This is a genomic window from Streptomyces sp. NPDC056987, from assembly GCF_042673865.1.
GTDB lineage: Bacteria > Actinomycetota > Actinomycetes > Streptomycetales > Streptomycetaceae > Streptomyces.
On record NZ_JBHURV010000032.1, the window covers coordinates 45,262 to 60,456 of the forward strand.

General features: G+C 70.9%; 21 protein-coding genes and 1 pseudogene. 8 read left to right on the forward strand and 14 right to left on the reverse strand.

Going from position 1 to position 15,195, the window contains the following annotated elements; all coding sequences use genetic code 11:
* Positions 1-11: 11 nt before the first annotated feature.
* The 3 genes from ACFTZC_RS30400 to ACFTZC_RS30410 all read right to left on the reverse strand — a co-directional run bounded on the left by ACFTZC_RS30400 (position 12) and on the right by ACFTZC_RS30410 (position 3,156).
* Positions 12-1,268, reverse strand: a complete 1,257-nt coding sequence (locus ACFTZC_RS30400) for a GNAT family N-acetyltransferase (protein WP_382895105.1) — start codon at positions 1,266-1,268, stop codon at positions 12-14.
* A gap of 139 nt (positions 1,269-1,407) precedes the next feature.
* Positions 1,408-2,415: an asparaginase gene (locus ACFTZC_RS30405; protein WP_382895106.1), complete on the reverse strand. Its 1,008-nt coding sequence runs from the start codon at positions 2,413-2,415 to the stop codon at positions 1,408-1,410.
* Positions 2,416-2,487: 72 nt separating this feature from the next.
* On the reverse strand, positions 2,488-3,156 hold the full coding sequence (locus tag ACFTZC_RS30410) for an ABC transporter substrate-binding protein (RefSeq protein WP_382895108.1): 669 nt from the start codon (positions 3,154-3,156) through the stop codon (positions 2,488-2,490).
* 166 nt (positions 3,157-3,322) lie between these two features.
* Here ACFTZC_RS30410 and dtd point away from each other — a divergent pair, with 166 nt between their 5' ends.
* Positions 3,323-3,760, forward strand: a complete 438-nt coding sequence (dtd, locus tag ACFTZC_RS30415) for a D-aminoacyl-tRNA deacylase (RefSeq protein WP_365813658.1) — start codon at positions 3,323-3,325, stop codon at positions 3,758-3,760.
* Positions 3,761-3,841: 81 nt separating this feature from the next.
* Here dtd and ACFTZC_RS30420 read toward each other — a convergent pair whose 3' ends face one another.
* The 6 genes from ACFTZC_RS30420 to ACFTZC_RS30445 all read right to left on the reverse strand — a co-directional run bounded on the left by ACFTZC_RS30420 (position 3,842) and on the right by ACFTZC_RS30445 (position 8,554).
* The gene (locus ACFTZC_RS30420) at positions 3,842-4,822 is read right to left on the reverse strand and encodes a YgfZ/GcvT domain-containing protein (protein ID WP_382895220.1); all 981 of its coding nucleotides are present in this window, start codon (positions 4,820-4,822) and stop codon (positions 3,842-3,844) included.
* Positions 4,823-4,859: 37 nt separating this feature from the next.
* Entirely contained in the window at positions 4,860-5,303 is a 444-nt protein-coding gene (locus ACFTZC_RS30425; protein ID WP_382895110.1) for a Fur family transcriptional regulator, read from the reverse strand.
* Positions 5,304-5,399: 96 nt separating this feature from the next.
* Positions 5,400-5,972 carry an FABP family protein gene (locus tag ACFTZC_RS30430; RefSeq protein WP_365813655.1) on the reverse strand — a complete coding sequence of 191 codons (573 nt, stop codon included), beginning with the start codon at positions 5,970-5,972 and terminating at the stop codon, positions 5,400-5,402.
* A 223-nt stretch (positions 5,973-6,195) separates the two neighbouring features.
* Complete coding sequence (locus ACFTZC_RS30435; RefSeq protein ID WP_382895111.1) at positions 6,196-7,026, reverse strand: hypothetical protein; 831 nt, start codon at positions 7,024-7,026, stop codon at positions 6,196-6,198.
* On the reverse strand, positions 7,023-7,769 hold the full coding sequence (locus ACFTZC_RS30440; protein WP_382895113.1) for a hypothetical protein: 747 nt from the start codon (positions 7,767-7,769) through the stop codon (positions 7,023-7,025). The genes ACFTZC_RS30435 and ACFTZC_RS30440 overlap by 4 nt, the downstream gene beginning before the upstream one ends.
* Positions 7,766-8,554 (reverse strand): hypothetical protein, encoded by a 789-nt coding sequence (locus ACFTZC_RS30445; RefSeq protein WP_382895115.1) that lies wholly within the window; start codon positions 8,552-8,554, stop codon positions 7,766-7,768. The genes ACFTZC_RS30440 and ACFTZC_RS30445 overlap by 4 nt, the downstream gene beginning before the upstream one ends.
* Before the next feature lie 105 nt (positions 8,555-8,659).
* Here ACFTZC_RS30445 and ACFTZC_RS30450 point away from each other — a divergent pair, with 105 nt between their 5' ends.
* Positions 8,660-9,037, forward strand: coding sequence for a DsrE family protein (locus ACFTZC_RS30450; protein WP_382895116.1), 378 nt, complete (start codon positions 8,660-8,662; stop codon positions 9,035-9,037).
* Between the two features lie 41 nt (positions 9,038-9,078).
* Here the strand turns inward: ACFTZC_RS30450 and ACFTZC_RS30455 are convergent, their stop codons facing one another.
* Positions 9,079-9,654 (reverse strand): TetR/AcrR family transcriptional regulator, encoded by a 576-nt coding sequence (locus ACFTZC_RS30455; protein WP_382895118.1) that lies wholly within the window; start codon positions 9,652-9,654, stop codon positions 9,079-9,081.
* A 104-nt stretch (positions 9,655-9,758) separates the two neighbouring features.
* Between ACFTZC_RS30455 and ACFTZC_RS30460 the strand changes: the two genes are divergently transcribed.
* From ACFTZC_RS30460 to ACFTZC_RS30470, 3 genes and pseudogenes are all read left to right on the forward strand, one after another.
* The gene (locus ACFTZC_RS30460) at positions 9,759-10,589 is read left to right on the forward strand and encodes an oxidoreductase (RefSeq protein WP_382895120.1); all 831 of its coding nucleotides are present in this window, start codon (positions 9,759-9,761) and stop codon (positions 10,587-10,589) included.
* 104 nt (positions 10,590-10,693) lie between these two features.
* Complete coding sequence (locus ACFTZC_RS30465; RefSeq protein ID WP_382895122.1) at positions 10,694-11,422, forward strand: VOC family protein; 729 nt, start codon at positions 10,694-10,696, stop codon at positions 11,420-11,422.
* 47 nt (positions 11,423-11,469) lie between these two features.
* Positions 11,470-11,574: pseudogene (locus ACFTZC_RS30470) on the forward strand (IS5/IS1182 family transposase); the annotation flags it as partial.
* Positions 11,575-11,605: 31 nt separating this feature from the next.
* Here the strand turns inward: ACFTZC_RS30470 and ACFTZC_RS30475 are convergent.
* A complete protein-coding gene (locus tag ACFTZC_RS30475; RefSeq protein WP_382895124.1) occupies positions 11,606-12,040 on the reverse strand; it encodes a VOC family protein in 435 nt (144 codons plus the stop codon).
* 249 nt (positions 12,041-12,289) lie between these two features.
* Positions 12,290-12,652, reverse strand: coding sequence for a hypothetical protein (locus tag ACFTZC_RS30480; protein ID WP_382895126.1), 363 nt, complete (start codon positions 12,650-12,652; stop codon positions 12,290-12,292).
* 191 nt (positions 12,653-12,843) lie between these two features.
* Here ACFTZC_RS30480 and ACFTZC_RS30485 point away from each other — a divergent pair, with 191 nt between their 5' ends.
* The 3 genes from ACFTZC_RS30485 to ACFTZC_RS30495 all read left to right on the forward strand — a co-directional run bounded on the left by ACFTZC_RS30485 (position 12,844) and on the right by ACFTZC_RS30495 (position 14,483).
* Complete coding sequence (locus ACFTZC_RS30485) at positions 12,844-13,698, forward strand: helix-turn-helix domain-containing protein (protein WP_382895128.1); 855 nt, start codon at positions 12,844-12,846, stop codon at positions 13,696-13,698.
* Between the two features lie 13 nt (positions 13,699-13,711).
* Entirely contained in the window at positions 13,712-13,915 is a 204-nt protein-coding gene (locus tag ACFTZC_RS30490; protein ID WP_382895130.1) for a DUF397 domain-containing protein, read from the forward strand.
* A gap of 157 nt (positions 13,916-14,072) precedes the next feature.
* Entirely contained in the window at positions 14,073-14,483 is a 411-nt protein-coding gene (locus tag ACFTZC_RS30495) for an ester cyclase (RefSeq protein ID WP_382895132.1), read from the forward strand.
* A 29-nt stretch (positions 14,484-14,512) separates the two neighbouring features.
* Here ACFTZC_RS30495 and ACFTZC_RS30500 read toward each other — a convergent pair whose 3' ends face one another.
* Both ACFTZC_RS30500 and ACFTZC_RS30505 read right to left on the reverse strand, forming a co-directional pair.
* Positions 14,513-14,842 carry a DUF3099 domain-containing protein gene (locus ACFTZC_RS30500; protein ID WP_382895134.1) on the reverse strand — a complete coding sequence of 110 codons (330 nt, stop codon included), beginning with the start codon at positions 14,840-14,842 and terminating at the stop codon, positions 14,513-14,515.
* A gap of 40 nt (positions 14,843-14,882) precedes the next feature.
* The gene (locus ACFTZC_RS30505; RefSeq protein WP_030590573.1) at positions 14,883-15,170 is read right to left on the reverse strand and encodes a DUF1416 domain-containing protein; all 288 of its coding nucleotides are present in this window, start codon (positions 15,168-15,170) and stop codon (positions 14,883-14,885) included.
* Positions 15,171-15,195: the final 25 nt, after the last annotated feature.

Sequence of the window (15,195 nt, forward strand, 5' to 3'; positions counted from 1 at the left end):
ACGGATCAGGATCAGAAGACGTCCGGGCACCAGGGCCGCCGCCCCGTACGGAACAGCGTCTCCGCCACCGCCGCCGCCCCCGGCCGCTCCTCCGTCACCGTCCCGAGCGCCGCGAGCCGCAGCGCCGACGCGTCGCCCAGGTACAGCGCGCCCAGCTCCCGCACGTCCAGGGCCAGTCCGGCCGCCTCCGTCGTGGGCGCGCAGCTCGCGCCCTCCGGCGAGGCGTCCAGCCGGAAACGGCCGCCCGCCAGCCCCGCCGCGTCGTGGATCTCCAGCACCAGCGTGCCGGGAACGGCGTACGTACGCGCCTCCAGGGCCCGTACGGCGTCGAGGATCCGCACCCACAGGTAGTCCGCCTGCGTCACGACGCGCGCCGCGCGCGGGTCCGGCAGGAAGTGCGGCAGCAGGTCGTCCGGCGCGCGGTAGCCCGTCCGTACCGTCGTGATCCAGTCGACCGAGCAGACGAACCGCCACAGCGCGCGCTCGGCCGCCGGGGTCAGCGCGATCAGATCCCGTACGGACGCGGTGTTCAGCGGCTGCTTGGCGTCGCCCCAGTTGTCGTCCGACGCGTAGGTGGCCAGGCCCTCCACCTCGCCCGACGCCGAGCGGTACACGGCGTGGAAGGGCTCCACCCAGGCGTGTCCGGGGATGTCGGGCGCCTGCCCGGTCTGCCGGAGCCACCAGCGCTCGTCCCGGCCGACCGCGCCCGGCTGCCGCGCCCGGAAGCGCTCGTGCAGCTCGGGGCCGAGCTTCCGTACGTCCGCGCCCTCGACCAGGTCGATCCGGCCGCCGCCGTCCTCGGCGCCGGGGCCGGCCCAGCGCGGGTCGAGCCCCGAGCGCGCCACGTCGACCGCCCACTCCGTGATCGACGCGGCGGGCCCGAAGCCGTACCGCCCGTAGATCGGGTACTCGGCGGCGATGAGCGTGGCGAGGGTGTCCCCGCGCTCCTTCGCCTGCGCCAGATCGGCGCCCATCATCCGGCCGAGCAGCCCGCGCCTGCGGTGGGTGGGCGAGACGGTGACGTTCGAGACCGCGTCGGCGGACAGCACCGCGCCGCCGGGCACCGTCAGCTCCTGGGCGAAGGAACGGAAGGTCCCGACGCACCGCCCGTCGTCGAACGCCCCGCGCGTACGCGTGAGGTCCGCGCCCCCGCGCCGCCACGCCACCATCTCCTCCGCGTCGCCCGGCGGACGCAGGAATCCGGTGTTCAGGGCGCGATTCCAGTCGGGGAACTCGGCTTCGGTGACGGTACGGACCTCAAGGCTCATGGTCGGCACGGTATGCGCGGTCTCCCACCGGCGCACCCGGTTTTCCGCCCGTACGATCCGTCTCTCCGCCCGGACAGTCCGCCGCGGAACGGGCCGCCCGTACCGTACGCCGTGGAACGGCCCGCCCGGACCGTACGCCTCAGAACGCCGCCCGGACCGCCCCGACCTCCGCGCCCCCGCCCAGCAGCGGCGCCCGGCCGATCCGGCCCAGCACCTCCGCCTCGACGCCCAGGAGCCGGAGCGCCCGCGCCAGCACCGGGCCCAGCGCCCGCGCCCCGCCGTCGTCGATCTTGAACGCGAGCGCGCGGCCGTCCGCCAGCGCCACCGCCTGGACCGCCTCCGCGCCCATCTTGGAGAGCGTCCCCGGCACCTCCCGCATCAGCCAGGTGTCGGAGCGCCGCGTGCCCGCCACGTACTCGGGGTGCGCGCGCATCGCCTCCGCGACGCGCCCCTCGGCCGTCTCCGGCGCCGCGAGGACGAAGTGCCGGAAGGAGCGGGCGAGTCCGGTGAGGCTGAGGGCCATCAGCGGGGCGCCGCAGCCGTCCGTACCGACCGTGGCGACGCGTTCCCCGGCCGCCTCCTCGATCACCGTCAGCACGAGTTGCTGCAACGGGTGGGCGGGGTCGAGGTAGTTCTCCGTCGGCCAGCCGTTGAGCGCGCAGACGGCGAGCATGGCCGTGTGCTTGCCGGAGCAGTTCATCGTGATCCGCTCGCGCACCCCGCCCGCGGCGAGGTACGACTCCGCCTCCACCGGATCGAGCGGCAGGTCCGGCGGGGTCTTGAGGTCGTCGGGGGTCAGCCCGTACTCGGCGAGCATCGTCCGTACGAGGTCGAGGTGGAAGCCCTCGCCGGAGTGGCTCGCGGCGGCCAGCGCCAGCCGCTCCCCGGAGAGTTCGAGCCCGGCCCGGAGCACGGCCGCCGCCTGCATCGGCTTGTTGCTGGAGCGCGGGAAGACCGGCGCGTCCGGATCGCCCAGCTCCAGCTCGACCGTACCGTCGGCCGCGAGCAGCACCAGCGCGCCGCGGTGGCGTCCCTCGACGAAGCCGGACCGTACGACCTCGGCGAGTACCGGCGACGACGCGTCCCGGGCTATGCCGGGGCCCGTACCGACCGCGGTGGACGTGCTGCTGGGCGTGGTGGAGGTCATCCTCGGCCTTCCGGAGGGGCAGGACGGACCCCGCCCACGCACGGACGGATCGCGCCGGCATGAGCGGGCCGCCTACATGAGCAGGTCGTCTACTTGTGCTTCGCCTTCACGGTACCTGCGCGCGATCTCCGCGCTGCAATCGTCCGCCGTCCGCTGGAGCTGGTGACGGCGGCGCGAGAGCTGACGCTCGTTGCGCACCAGCCGGCTCATCGCCGAGTGCAGCTCCTCGTCCGTACGCGCCTCCAGGTCCGACAGCTCCACCTCCGCCAGCGTCTCCGCGGCCAGCGCCCGGTACTCCGCGCTGCGCGGCGTGGAGAGCGTGACGTGCCGGGCGGAGCTGCGGTGCCGCGACGGGGCGTCGGTGAGGATCTCGGAGAGCCGGTCGAGCAACGGGGTCTCCGGCGCCGTACGACGCGCCAACTCGGCCCGCAGGATGTCGATACGGCCCTGCAACAGCCGCCGCAGATAGCTGAGGTCCCCCTCGTCCCGGTGCGAGTCCCGGCGCAGCGCGCGCAGTTCGGGCAGGAGCAGGACGCTGAAGTCGTACGGCCGCGGCGCGGGCAGCGCCGCCGTCCCCTCCCCGCCTCCCGGAGGCCCGCCCCCCGCGCGTCCCCCTACGGGTCCGCCGCCCACGGGGCCACCGCTGCCGACCCCGCTGGTCGTACGGGTCGCCGGCGCGGGGCCGGGCGGCCTCGACCGCTGCTTCGGCTGTCCGGCGCCGGATGTGCTCGATGTGCTCATCGCGCGTATTTCCCCTCACTCCACTGGGGAGACCCGTCCCGCACACCGTTGGGGACCCCCATCCCTCGACGGGTGCCTGCCGCGCACCGCCTCTGTGCATCGTGCCACTCCCGGCACCGCGCAGGGGGGCGCTCCGCACCCGTTCGGCCCCGATAGGTTGGTCCGTATGCGAGCAGTGGTACAGAGGGTCGACGGCGCGAGTGTCGTCGCCGTGACCGGGTCCGGGACGGAAACCGTCGGCGAGATCGTCGGCGAGGGGCTGTGTGTGCTGGTGGGAGTCACCCACGAGGACACGGTGGAGCAGGCGCGGCGGCTCGCCGACAAGCTCTGGTCGATACGGATGCTGGAGGGCGAGAAGTCCTGTTCGGAGGCGAACGCCCCGCTCCTGGTGATTTCGCAGTTCACTCTCTACGGGGACGCCCGGAAGGGCCGCCGCCCCACCTGGAACGCCGCGGCGCCGGGTCCGGTGGCCGAACCGCTGGTCGACGCGGTGGTCGCGCGGCTGCGGGAGCTGGGGGCGAAGGTGGAGACGGGCCGGTTCGGAGCGGAGATGCGCGTCTCGCTCACGAATCACGGCCCGTTCACGGTGCTGCTGGACTTCTGAGGCCTCCCGTCACCGCCGTACGACCGGCCCGGCGGGCTTCCCGTACCGCCCCGGGCGGCCTTCCCGTACCTGCCCGGCGGCCTACGGCTCGACCACGACCTCCTGCGCCGCCGCCGTGTCCCCCGCCAGCAGCGGCGCGTCCACCGGCACATTGCGCTTGACCAGGGCCAGCGCGATCGGCCCCAGCTCGTGGTGGCGGGCCGAGGTGGTGACGAAGCCGAGCTGCCGCCCCTCGGCCCCGTCCGCCGCGAGCCGCACCGGCGTGCCGTGCCCCGGGAGGTGGACATCGCTGCCGTCGAGGTGCAGGAAGACCAGCCGGCGCGGCGGCTTCCCCAGGTTCTGGACGCGCGCCACGGTCTCCTGGCCCCGGTAGCACCCCTTGTCGAGGTGGACCGCGCCGCCGATCCACCCCACCTCGTGCGGGATGGTCCGGTGGTCGGTCTCGAAGCCGAGCCGCGGCCGGTGCGCCTCGACGCGCAGCGCCTCGTACGCGAGGATCCCCGCCGGCGGACCGTGCTGCTCCGCGTACGCCGTCAGCCCGCCGCGCGGCAGGAAGAGATCACGGCCGTACGGGGTCTCCCGTACGACGGCGCCCTCCGGCGGAGCGGCGATGGAGCCGGCCGGGAGGTGCACCACCGCGAAGTCGTCGGTACGGTCCGCGACCTCGACCCGGTAGAAGAACTTCATCGACTCCAGGTAGTCCACCAGGGCTTCCCGCGTCCCCGGCTCCACGTGCGCCCAGACCGTCGCGCCGTCGTCCACGAGGTACAGGGCGTGCTCGACGTGACCGTGCGCGGAGAGGATCAGCGCCTCCGTGGCCCGGCCCACGGGCAGCTCCGTGAGGTGCTGGGTGAGCAGCAGGTGCAGCCAGCTCAGCCGGTCGTCGCCGGTGACGGTGACGACGCCGCGGTGGGAGAGGTCGACGAAGCCGGTGCCGTCGGCGAGGGCGCGTTGTTCCCGGAACAGATCGCCGTAGTGCGCGGCGACGCCTTCGTCCTGGCCTTCGGCCGCGACGGCTCCGGGCAGGGTGAGGAGGGGGCTGGTGGTCGAGTGTCGCTGCATAGTCATGAAGCCTACGACTCACCCGGGCGCCGCCGGCTCACCCGGCGGCGTCACCGTCCGCGGCACGGGCCGTGCACTCCCGGCAGCGGCCGAAGATCGCGAAGTGCTTCATGTCGGTGGTGAAGCCGAAGTCGCGGCGCAGCTTGGCCGTGAACTCGGCGGCGACCTCGGTGTCCGCCTCGATCACCTCCGTGCAGTCCCGGCACACCAGGTGTATGTGATGGTGCCGGTCGGCCAGGTGGTACGTCGGAGCGCCGTGCCCGAGGTGGGCGTGCGAGACGAGGCCCAGCTCCTCCAGCAGCTCCAGCGTCCGGTAGACCGTGGAGATGTTCACGCCGGAGGCGGTCCTGCGGACCTCGCAGAGGATGTCGTCCGGCGTCGCGTGTTCGAGGGAGTCGACGGCTTCGAGGACAAGCTGGCGCTGAGGGGTCAGCCGGTAGCCGCGCTGCCGCAGATCGCTCTTCCAGTCGGTGCTCACCACGCCCCCAGTGTAGGCAGGCATGGCGGCGGCCCGGACGCGACTTCGTACGGCGGCCCTCCTGTGGCGGCCTACTTGTCGCGAACTACTTGTCGCGGACTACTTGAAGAAGGCGATGCCGTCGTCCGGGAGGTCACCAAGGTCCTTGGCCCACTCGGCGACCTGCTCGGGGCTGACGGTCTTCTTCAGGTGCGCCGACATGTACGGGCGCAGCGGCACCTCCGGGGTGGACTTCTCGCCCACCCACATCAGGTCGCCCTTGACGTACCCGTAGAGCCGCTTGCCCCCGCTGTACGGACCGGAGGCCGCTGTACGGGCCACCGCGTCGGTCACCAGGTCGATCTGCGGCTTCTGGTCCCCCAGCTCGCCGTACCAGACCTCGACGACGCCCTGGTCCCGCACCATGACGACCTCGACCTTGCGATCCTTGTCGATGCGCCAGAAGCCGGACTCGGACTCGATCGGCCTGACCTTCTTGCCCTCGGCGTCGAGGGCCCAGGTGTGCGACACGTACTCGATGAAGTCCCGGCCGTCGTGGCTGAAGGAGACTTCCTGCCCGAAGTTGGCCTTCTCCTCACCGGGGAAGTCGAAGACGCCGACGCCTTCCCAGTCACCGAGGAGGAAGACGAGCGGAACGAGGTCCGGGTGCAGGTCGGAAGGGATCTCGATCATCAGCGCTGACCCTGGTAGAGCTTCTTCACGGCCAGACCGGTGAAGGCGAGCACGCCGACACAGACAAGAACCAGCAGGGCGGAGAAGAAAGCCTCAAGCACGGGGTGCTCCTCGGATGAACGATATGACGCGGTACGGGCCGGGCCCCAGCCTAATGGGTGGGGCGCCGGCCCTCTCGACGAGGTGCGCCGACGGGTGTAAGGGCCGCCGGGCCCGGCCGGGGTCAGCCCAGAAGCTGGCTCTGGAGCACCACGCTCTGGTGGAAGGGAACGGCGGCGGCGCCACCCTTCTTCTCGTGGACGATCAGCCCGACGGTGTCACCCCCGGCGACATACGCGTGCCGGGCCTGCTTCGCGCCGTACGGCTCCGGCTCGACGTACACATCCGTACTCACGAACATCTCGGAGCCGGGCGCCCCGTCCGGCCACGACGCGTCCGGTTCCGCGCCGGGTGCGGCGGCCAACGATGTGCCCACGCCGTTCCCGAGCACCGAGTCGTGCTTGAAGCCGGCCGCGAGACCGGACGACGGGAACCGCAGCAGATAGACCCGTGAGACGGTGCCGTCCGGCATGGTCCAGCCCCGGGCGGCGACATGCCGTACGGCGTAGTCGTCCAGCAGCACCGAGAGTGCGGCGCGCTGATCGGGGGCGTACTCGGACACGTACCGCTCCGTGCTCACCCAGCCGCCGGTCAGCTTCTTGTCGGGCGTCGCACCGGCAGGGGCCCGGAGCAGCAGCGCCCGGAGATCGGCGTGGTGGATCTCTCCGGCGTTCTCCGGGTTGAAGGGACGCGGAGTGCCGACCGGCAGGGCGGGCAGCGAGAGCTCCGGGTAGTCCCAGCGCCCGTCGCCGCGCGTCGAGAGCCCGGGGAGGTCGGTGCGCTCCATCCCGCTGATGCCGTACGCGACTCCGCTGCCGAGCCCGGCGAACACGGCCCCGGCGAGGGCCCAGCGGGCGACCGCGCGCAGCAGGCGATGGGGCGGGCGGGGAGCCGGAACGGGGGCGGAGGCCGGGGAGGACTCGTCCGCCGCCGGGGAGACGGTCTGCTCGCTCATACGGACTCCCCCGGGGAGGCGAGGTGGTCGAGCTGATCCTTCACCAGCTCGGTGAAGGTGGACCGGTTGAACGGCTTCATGCCCTCCGCGGCCACCGTGACGGCGGTCTCACCCTCGTACGCCACGCAGGTCACCGACTCGATACCGTCCACGTCGCTCCCGGGCTCCAGGAAGCATGCGGAGTGCTTGCCGCCCTCTATCACCGGCCCCTTGCTCGCTCCGGGCCGCTGGGACGCCACCTCGTACCAGGACCGCGCGGCCGCGCGGTCCTGGAAAGCGACCAGGGACACGTCGGCGGTGAGGGAACCCTGCCCGTTCCCACCCTTCAAGCGGTACGAGCGGAGCGCGAGCCCTTCGATCCCCATCCTGTCGATCTCCTTGTACACCTGCTGGCGTACGGCGGCGGAGTAATCGGCGCCGGCGGCCTTCACCAGCTCGATCGCCTGCTTGCCGGTCAGCTCGGTGTCGTTGCCGTATTCGCCCATGTCGGGTCCGAGCAGGTAGCCCGGCGGCACCGGCAGCAGCTTCCTGGTCAGGTCGGTGTCGGCGCGGCCTCTGCCGATGTCCCCGGCCGGGTCCTTGGGCGGCTTGGCCTGGCTCTCCGCCCAGACCGTGGTGGGAGCGCTCCGGTCCGCGCCGTCGACGACGGCTCCGACGAACACGGACCCGCCGGCGAGGGCACCGGCGACGAGGAGCGCGGGCAACGCGGTTCCGAGGAACCGGTGGGTGCGGTGGTCGTTCACAGGCGCTCCAACTGGCGCTCGATCAGTGTCCGGATGTCCTTCTTGCTGATCGGCTCGCTGTCGAAAAGGTTGATCTTGATGAGCACATCGCCCCGATGGGCGGCGGCGTACGCCTGGAACCGCGGACGATCGACCGCGTAATCGGCGTCGTAGACGTAGTAGCGGCCTTTGGCCGTGCCCTTGACGGGATCGCCGGCGTTACCGGATCGCGTGATCATTCCCAGGGGCAGCATGTCCAGCTCGGCCGGACCCTGCGCGTTGATGCTCGGACGGTACTGGACCAGGACGAGGTTTCCCTGCCGGCCGCCGCTCTCTTCCCAGGCCATGCCCGCGATCCGGCGGGTGCCGTTCTCCAGCATCGAGGAGAACGAATAGCCGCCGCCGTCGAAGTAGTGGGCGTAGGACCTGAGCGGCACCCAGCCGTTGTCGAGCCAGTCCGGCGCGATCTCCCGCACCCCGGCGGGCCTGGGGATCAGCAGCTCGCGCAGATCGCCGTCCGTCCTGACCTGGTGGTCCTCCTCGGCGGAGAGCGGCTCCGCCTCCTCCCCCGCCGGCAGGGGTTTCGCCGGATACCCGAGCCCCTGCTGGGCGAGCGGCGGCAGGGGCGTCGGTGGGCGGTCGGCCTGGATCGCGTACCCCGTGGTCGTGCCGCCGACGATGCCGAGCACGGCCGCCACGGCGATCAGCAGTGCCGTACGGCCGCGTCTTCGGGCCGGTAAGGCCGCCGGAGGCGGCGGCTGCGTCTCCGAAGCATCGGTCGGCTCCGGATCTTGCTGCGCTTCCAAAAGAGTCCCCCCACGAGACCTGAAGCGCGGGTTCCGTTACCCGCGCACAGATCCGACCCGCCAGGCCACGGGGAGGTTGTAGGGCGGCGGATTACGATTCGGCACATGCAATCCGCGCAGAACGCCAAGAAGCTCGTGATCAAAGTGACCGCAGGGACCGACGCCCCCGAGCGCTGCTCCCAGGCCTTCACGGTGGCGGCGGTCGCCGTGGCCAGCGGGGTGGAGGTGTCGCTGTGGCTGACCGGCGAATCGGCGTGGTTCGCGCTGCCGGGACGGGCCGCCGAGTTCGAACTGCCGCACGCCGCGCCGCTGCCCGACCTGATCGAGTCGATCCAGGCGGCGGGCCGGATCACGCTGTGCACGCAGTGCGCGGCCCGGCGGGACATCACGGAGCAGGACGTGCTGGACGGGGTGCGGATCGCGGGCGCGCAGGTCTTCGTCAGCGAGATCATGGCGGACGGCGTCCAGGCACTCGTCTACTGACGGCCGCGCCTCGGTCGTACTGACGTGCTGACGGCCGCGCCTCAGTCACCCTCGGGCCGGGCCAAGGTGGTCAGTCCCGGAACGACGAGGGTGAGCCAGCGGACACGGTCGGCGGCGGGCCGGTCGGTGGGGGCGGTGGAGAACAGCAGGTAGATGTCGTTGACGGTGACGTCGGGGTGGATGTCGCCGTCGGCCTGACCGGCGCGGATGAGAGCGGCGACAGCCGCCCCCGCGCGGTCCTCGTCGGCCCGGTCGCCGGGCTCGGCGCCCAAGGCCTGGGCGGCGGCCTTGACGGCGCGGTCGGTCACGGACACCTCGACGACGCGGCCGAGGAACGCGGCCAGCTCGTCCACGGCGCGCGCGCCGGCGCCGACGCGCGCGAGCGCGGTCTGGGCGTCCTCGGCGACATGGGAGACGTACTCGGCGACGACGGCCGCGACCAGGTCCGTCTTGGTGGGGAAGTGCCGGTACAGGGTCCCCACGGCCACGCCCGCCGCGGCGGCGATCTCGTCCATCCCGACCTCGGGCCCGTGCCGGGTGATCTGCTCCCCGCCCGCTTCGAGGATCTTCTTGCGGTTGCGGACCGCGTCGGCGCGCGGCGCCCTGGCCTGGGTCACGGGATTCGCCTGCCCTTCCATGTGCATCCAGCACTTGCATCAAGATGAACCAAGGTTCAGGATAGAGAGTGAACCTAAGTTCATCTTACGTGTGAGGACACATCATGCCCGACAAGACCGCCCTCGTCACCGGTGCCTCCTCCGGCATCGGCGAGGCCACCGCCCTCAAACTGCACGAACTCGGCTACACCGTCTACGGGGCCGCCCGCCGCACCGACCGGCTCCAGAAACTCGCCGACCGCGGCATCCGCCCCCTGGCGATGGACGTCACCGACGACGCGTCCATGAGAGACGGCGTCGACCGCGTCATGGCCGAGACGGGCCGCGTCGACGTCCTGGTCAACAACGCCGGTTACGGCTCCTACGGCGCCCTTGAGGAGGTCCCTCTGGACGAAGCACGCCACCAGTTCGAGGTCAACGTCTTCGGCGCCCTGCGCCTGGCCCAGCTCGTGCTGCCCCACATGCGCGCCCAGCACTCCGGCACCGTCGTCAACATCACCTCCATGGGCGGCAAGATCTACACACCCCTCGGCGGCTGGTACCACGGCACCAAGTTCGCCCTCGAAGCCCTCAGCGACTGCCTGCGCCTGGAGGCCGCTCCCTTCGGCATCGATGTCGTCGTCATCGAACCGGGCGGCATCGCCACCGAATGGGGCGGCATCGCTGCCGACAAACTCAGGGACTCCTCCGGCAGCGGCCCCTACGCGGGCCAGGCCACGGCCGTGGCCACCGCGCTGCGCTCCGAGGCCGGCAACCGCCGCAACTCCCCGCCCACGGTCATCGCCGACGCCATCGCCAAGGCTGTCACCGCCCGCCGCCCCCGGACCCGCTACGCCACCGGCTTCGGCGCCCGCCCCCTCATCGCGCTGCGCCGCATCCTGCCCGACCGCGCCTTCGACGCCGCCATCTCCCGCGCGGTCGGCGTGCCCCGCTGAACGACCCGGGGGGGTGGGCCGTTAATCGGTTGACCGGGTGGCACCGTCTGGGCAGGCTCCAGCCAGGACCTGGACGAAAGCCTTCCTGAATCGGGGACCGAAGGATGACTTCCCACCTCCACGCGCTGTGCTTCGCCGCGCACGACCCGCACCGCCTCGCGGACTTCTGGGCCGGCGTCCTGGGCTGGGAGACCACCGACAACGCCCACGACGGCCTCACCCTCCTCCCCGGCGACGACACCGGCTTCCGGATCCGGTTCCTCTCTTCACAGGAGCCGAAGACCGCCCAGAACCATATGCACTTCGACCTGACGAGCACGTCCCTGGAGGACCAGCGGGAGACGGTGGCGAGGGCGCTCGCACTCGGCGGCCGGCACATCGACATCGGTCAGCGCCCGGAGGAGGGCCATGTGGTGCTCGCCGACCCTGAGGGCAACGAATTGTGCGTCATCGAACCGGGCAACAACTTCCTCGCCGACTGCGGATTCATCGGGGCGCTCGCCTGCGACGGCTCGCAGGAGGTCGGGTACTTCTGGAGCGCGGCGCTGGGCTGGCCGCTGGTCTGGGACCAGGACCAGGAGACCGCGATCCGTTCGCCGCACGGCGGCCCGAAGGTCACGTGGGGCGGCCCGCCGCTGATGCCGAGGACCGGGAAGAGCCGCCTCCATTTCGACCTCGCTCCCCCGGCCGGCGGCGATCAGCAGACGGAGGTCGACCGGCTCGTCTCCCTCGGGGCGACACGGACCGACACCGGCCGGGACAAGGCCGGCCGGGTGGCGATGACGGATCCCGACGGCCGTGAGTTCCGCGTGCTGACCGTCCCTCAGGGCTGATCAGCGGTCACCGTTGCCCCGATCAGCGTGATCCTTGGGAGCCCAGCCCACCCATCGCACTCCAGCCTCGGCGCCGGTTCGCGAAGGACGCCGCGCTGATCGTCGACGGCACCCTGGCGCCCACCCGGGACCACAGCATCGCCGAACAGTCGACCCGGCCCCACCCGCCGACTCGAAGGATGTTCAGTCGAGACAGAACTCGTTGCCCTCAATATCCTGCATCACAATGCAGGACTCGTTCTCGCCATCGGCACGCATCGTTCGCACATGCACCGCGCCAAGCGCGACCAGCCGTGCGCATTCGGCTTCAAGCGTGGCCAGGCGCTCCTCACCCACGAGCCCGATACCGGCCCGCACGTCAAGATGCAGCCGGTTCTTGACGACCTTTCCTTCAGGAACGCGCTGGAAAAGCACGCGCGGGCCCACACCCGAGGGATCACTGCACGCGAAGTAGACCACCTGATCCTCAGGCGGCAGCGAGCGGTGGTAGTCCTCCCAAGTGGCGAACCCCGTCGGAATCGGAGGTACGACGTACCCCAGCACCTCGCACCAGAAATCGGCGAGACGCGCAGGTTCCGCGCAGTCGAAGGTCACTTGGAACTGCTTGATCGTTGACATCGGCGCACGATAACAGGGGCCCTGCTCATCTCCTCTGGCGGGTGAGTCCGCACGTTGCCGGGAGGACGGCCCCTGCCATCCGCTGCCGTGCCATGCGGTCGCAGGGGCGAACCGAGATCGGTGCCTCCTAGAGGGTGGGACCCAGGATTCGATCCCGGCCCGGGCCGCAGCCAGTCGCCCTTGCCTCGATCGGCAAGAACTTGCGGGAGCCCCCGGCCGCAAGTCCCGCCGGGGCTCCCGCAGGAGAGATCAGGCGGCCCGCTCCACCTTCTCCTCCCGCGCCTGACCGTCAACATCGGGCCCGCCCGGCCACACCAGACGGGAAACGCATCCCTCGGCCCGCCCGAAATACCGCACGGCGCGATCCGCCGAGGCCAGCCGCCACCGTGACTCGCTCTCGACCGAGGTGACCTCGGCCTTCCCTTCCCCGTAGTCGAGCCCCCACGCGACGACAACCGCGTCCCGCTCCTGGTCCCCCGGGCCCTCGCGGTACTCCACGACGACGGCGAAGAGCCGGGGCGCGGTGTCACGGACGAGTTCGTACACCTCCTGCTCGAACTCCCGCTCAAAATCAGACGACTCCGGGGCAGGGTCCTGCGGCGATACGGTCACGGAAATCCCCTATCGGGAGATGGGCATGGCGAGTTGAAGGCGCCGTACGGCGCGGCCATCCGATGCGGCCTGCTTCACACCGTAGCGAGCGGGGTAGTATCAAGTCCACCTACAACAAAGAGGGTAGCGATCCCATTCACTCGCATGGGTAGTAATTCACTTGTGTGTACGAACCAGGAGAGGACGGCAACGTGCCACCCAGTAAGCTCCCGCCGACGATCCGACAGCGCCGCCTCGGCATCGAGCTTCGCCGCTTGCGCGAAGTCGCGGAGCTGTCCGCCACGGAAGCCGGCCGGCTGCACGGCACCACGCAGTCGCGGATCAGCAACATCGAATCCGGCGGGTATCCGGTGAGCGCCGACCGTGTGCGGACACTGGCTCGCCTGTACGGCTGCGTCGATCAACCGCTCGTCGACGCTCTCACGAGCAGGACCGGCGGACGGCCGCGCGGATGGTGGGACGAATACCGGGGAATCCTCCCGGAACCGCACCTGGATCTGGCGGAGTTGGAGCATCACACCCGGCGCATGCGCATCGCCACGGCGATTCACATGCCGGGTCTCCTCCAGACCACGGAGCACGCCCGCGCCCTGTTCCGGGACGTCGTTCCGCCGCTCGATCCCCCTGAGGTCGAGCACGCGGTCTCGTTCCGGATCAAGCGGCAGGCGGTGATCTACGGAGAGCGGCCCACACAGCTGACTGCGATCGTCCACGAAGCCGCCCTGCACATCGGGTTCGGCGGTCCGGAGGTGGCCCGCGCTCAGCTGGAACACCTGGTGGCCATGGGCGAACGGGACCACATCACCGTGCGCGTCGTCCCGTTCCGTACGGGCAGTTATCCAAGCTCCGGCTCGGGCATCATCTACCTCGAAGCCGAAGTCCCCCAGCTCGATACCGTACAACTGGACACAGACACCAACGCGGGTTACGTATACGCGCAGCCCCAACTGATCAGGTACCGCGCGGTACTCGACCGGCTTGAGGAGACCGCCTTGACGCCGACGGAGTCACGCGATCTGATCCGGCGTGTGGCCCAGAGCATGTGATGAGGTATTGAGCATGTCCCACTACGACTGGCAGAAGTCTTCCTACAGCGGCACCGCCGGCAACTGCGTCAATGTCGCCGCAGCCGACGACGGAACCGTCAAGCTCCGCGAGAGCGACGAGCCCGGCACCATCGTCACCGCCACCCCCAAGAACCTCTCGGTCTTCATACGCGGCGTCAAAGCAGGCCAGTTCGACCACTTCGTCAGCCAATCCTGACCCAGCAGGCCGCGCGGGCCGCCGGCCCCGGGGCGACGCGGACCGGCGGAAACAGGCAGCCGTGCACCGTCACCTCTACCGTGGAAGGAGAGGAAGGGGCGGCCACGGAAGCCCGGACCTGCGTGGGCCGCCCGACACCACGACGCCGGGGAGTGCCATGTCCCGCAACAGCAACCTCGCCACGCTGGAAAAGCTCGGAACAGCGGTCAACGAGAACCGTCTCGGTGAGCTCGACGCCTATTTCGTCTCCGATTCGGTGGATCACGACCCGGCTCCCGGCCAGGTCCCTGGGCCCGAGGGCTACGAAGAAATGTTCGCCACGATGCGGCGGGCCTTCCCGGATCTGCACATCGAGGTCGAGCACGTCGTCGCCACCGACGACGAAGTCGCCTTCGCGTACACGATCACGGGTACGCACCTCGGTGAGCTGATGGGGCACGCCGCGACGGGACGGACGGTGAGCTACCGGGGCATGCAGATCAGCCGGTTCGCCGACGGAAAGCTCGTCGAGCGCTGGGGCAGCAGCGACGAACTCGGCATGCTGCGTCAGCTCGGTCTCGCGATGTGACGCAGCCCGAGCCCTCGGCTGCTGTCGGGCTACGGGCGGTTTCTCCGCTCCAGCTCGTCCAGCCAGCGGTCCGCCTCGTCGTTCTCGTGGCCCTGTGGGGGCTCGTCCCACCAGCGGTCGTCCTTGTCCTTCGTGTTGCCCACGATGGCGGCGATCGGCGGGATCAGCAGGGCGACCACGCAGAGCGCGATGGCCGCGGGGACGGACCAGATACGCACGAAGGCCCAGGCGGAGACGAAGAGGAAGAGACATCCGCCCATCAGCGTGAAATACCGGCGACGGCGTCGCGCGTACATATCTTCAGCGTACGACTCGCAGGTGCCGAACGGAACGGAGCCGGAGCAGCGCGTAGGGCCCACGCCCCCGGTCCAGGTCGCGGGCCCTACGCGTGCGCGAGCGTCAGACCGCGATCGCGACCTCGGAGAGGCCACCGGTCTGCGCGACGACCGTACGGTCGGCCGAGCCGCCGGGGACGAGGGCGCGCACCGTCCACGTGCCCTCGGCCGCGTAGAAGCGGAACTGTCCGGTCGCCGAGGTCGGCACCTCCGCGGTGAACTCGCCGGTCGAGTCCAGCAGGCGTACGTAACCGGTGACGGGCTCGCCGTCGCGGGTCACCGAGCCCTGGATGGTGGTCTCGCCGGGCTTGATCGTCGAAGCGTCGGGGCCACCGGCCTGTGCTCCACACATACTGTTCAGTCCTCCAGGTCGGGGC